Source organism: Desulfobacterales bacterium, assembly GCA_029211065.1.
In the GTDB taxonomy this organism is placed as follows: domain Bacteria; phylum Desulfobacterota; class Desulfobacteria; order Desulfobacterales; family JARGFK01; genus JARGFK01.
In genome coordinates this window covers 1-2,929 of record JARGFK010000222.1, presented here as the reverse complement: position 1 = coordinate 2,929, position 2,929 = coordinate 1, and the positions used below count along the sequence as shown (strand labels likewise).

Here is a 2,929-nt window from a genome sequence, read left to right as displayed (position 1 = left end):
AGCTCGGGAACCAATCGTCCTCCAATATAACCGGTGGCGCCGGTGACAAGAATTTTTCCAATTTCCGGTTGCGGTCTGGTGGGCAAGTCATGGCAGTAAAGGTCTTCACATTCTAAAGTCATTTACGCCTCGGCAAGGAGCAAATTGATCATGAATTTCCCCCATCTGTTGAGAAAATAGTCGTGGTTCTATCTAAAAGGGGACAGAGGGTTTTACATGGACGTGTTTTAAAAAAGTGTGCCACAATATGGTATTTTAGTCAATGCTGTTTAGGGGGGCTGGCAAAAGGCGTAATGAAAAGACATGAGCCTGCTGCGTAAAGGCAACCGCCTCACGGTCATGCCGATCACAGCGGAGGAATTTCATATCATCTTAAAAGTGGCTTAAAAAAATAAATATTTATTACGCCTGAAGCATTTCGTTTAATTTTGCTTGCCACTCATCCTCGGCAAGCACCTCGAACCGCAAGACCTTTTCTTTCATCACAAGTCCCAATTCCGACCAGCTTCTCGATTTTGCTTCCTTAGTGCACAGCGAAAACATCTTGCGCTTATAGTCCGTATCCAAGTTTCCTATTAAATGGAGGCCCTTGGTTTCAACAACATAAACATGTTCGTAGTCGTTCTTGTCTTCGGGAGATGTGGCAGTAAAAATGAAATCAGGATAGATTTTATGCTTCCGCCAGCCCTGTATGGCATAGTCCTGTCTGGATCGATTCCGATACCAGAAAAAAAGTCGTTGTTGCCCTTCAAGGTACCATGCCACAGCCTTTTCGGTTTCATTAAATTCATCTTCGGGAACGAATTCAAAAAGGCTCATTTGAAGTTGTCGGCCGTCTTTGCGATTTAATGTCTTCACCGTAGGTTTGACTTTGATTGATTTCGGAAAGGTAAAATCAAAATTTTCCCCTATTACCAGGAATCTCATTTGATCTGAAGCAAGTATCTGCTTGAAGATGTTCTCAGATAATCGGTCTTTTTCCCTCTCAAGCTGCTTGCGCAATTCTTCGATGATAAAAACAAAATTGGCAGCAACCACCTTGTAATCATATTTTCGTTTCAGACGGGCAAGGACATCTTGCGCCAATTCGTGTGCCATCCACGGATTTGGAACAATATCGCAGATCTGACGGGTCATAAATACCAGATCGACTCGAATGCCACCTTCCTTTAGTTGTATTGCCCCTCTCTCCTCGATTACTTTCTTGATGTCATCTGAAAGCGTCGCAATATGCTCCATGTCCTTTTCCTCAGACATGGATAGCGCAAGCGAATAAACCGGATCAAGATCTATGCTATCCCATGGGATCTTTGCCGCAATGTCCATTTCATAATTGACAGGCCTCCAGACCTTATTGTGCCGTACCATAAAAACCGGCAACAGGGTACTGTTTGCCGCCGTTCTGAAGCGGTCCCGAATTCTTATGATACGTTCAGGCTGTTCTCTTTCCCCTCCGGTTTCATCCGATTCGGATAGAATTTGACCTTTCAAATCGCCAAGCCCTTCGCGGCTGAAACCATCTTTGATGCTTGCCAGCAGTTTGTTGGCGCTCTGCTTAAAGCAGAACACATAACTTTCATCAAGTTCTCTGATTTTGGTCTTGCGCGCTCCGGGCTGCCGGAGAATGCGACCCACCAGTTGTGTCAGGGCGTTCTTTGAAGCAGGATTTGTCAGCACGACCAATACATAGGCAAAGGCACAATCCCAGCCTTCCTGTAATGCCTGCTTGGTAATAATATAGCAAATCCGGCAGTCATTGCTCATTAACCCGCCGATATCATCAACCTGTTTAAGTTCATCCTTTTCGCTTGTCTTAACGGCCACCTGTTCGGCAGGAATCCCTATTGTCTTGATGAGCTGTTCACGAACATCTTCAGAATGGATAAACCGGGTTCCCCTCTGCTCCTTTCCTGTCCGCTCAACCTGAATGAGGCAGATGGGGCGAATATTTACGCCGGAATTGGCTTCATACTCCCGTGCCTTATGCTCCAGATTATTTCTTTTGTTGACACCTGCCAGTAACGTATCTTTCCAATCCGGACTGACCTTGTTGATCACATGAAGATCAAGCTTGATCATCTCTTCGCGATGTAGCTCCCTGCCGGATATGTCGACCAGGATATTGCTCTCTTTTGAAGGCGTGGCCGACAACTCAATAATGATGCTGGGATTGAATCCACGCAGGGTATTTTGAGCACCTTCGCTATAGGCTTTATGCCCTTCGTCCAAAATGATCACCGGTGATAAGGTCCGAAGGGTGTTCCCAAGAGAAGTCTTTACCTGTTTTCCCCAGAACCCGCTTTCTTTCTCGTAGGTATCCAAGTTGCGTATGACTTGGAGAATTTTCTCTTGCCCCTGCACATCATCCTCGGCAGGAAAAAAACCCTGGAAGCCGCCGCTGTCCTTAAAAACCTTAAGCGTCTCTTTGGTCTGACGATTGGCCGACGGCAGCATCAGCATTAAAACCACGAGGTTTTCTTTAACATCCAGCGGTGAAAATCGATCCGTTTTTTCAAGGATGACTGATCGACCGCCACTGGCAAGATCCAGATGCTGCCGGTAGGGATGATCCCGGTCTTTCAGGCTCAAAATGGTTTGGCGATAGATCTGAGTGGTAGGAACGATCCACAGAACAAGTCCGGTCCTTTTTTTACGGTAAACCAGGTTGACCAGATCGATAATCTTAACCGCCAGCAGTGTCTTGCCGCCGCCGGTGGGGATTTTGAGGCAGAAATTGGGAAGGGGTTGACTAATTCCATTCTTGCGGGGACGATAGCTTCTACCAATACCGGCCTTCTCCCATGCCTTGGTTGGAAAATCAATTTCAGCGTCCGGGATCAGAACCGACTTCTGCTTCCATTCGGCTAATAGCTCGAAATATGTTTTTACCTCCGTCAGGGCGCGTAGCTGGTATTCTTTAAGTTCCATA

The 2,929-nt window shown here is 46.3% G+C and carries 1 protein-coding gene; it reads right to left on the bottom strand.

The genetic code is table 11. The annotated features are described in order from the left end of the window. Window positions 1–402: 402 nt before the first annotated feature. On the bottom strand, window positions 403–2,929 hold a 2,527-nt coding region (locus P1P89_22955), incomplete at its 5' end, for a DEAD/DEAH box helicase family protein (protein MDF1594383.1).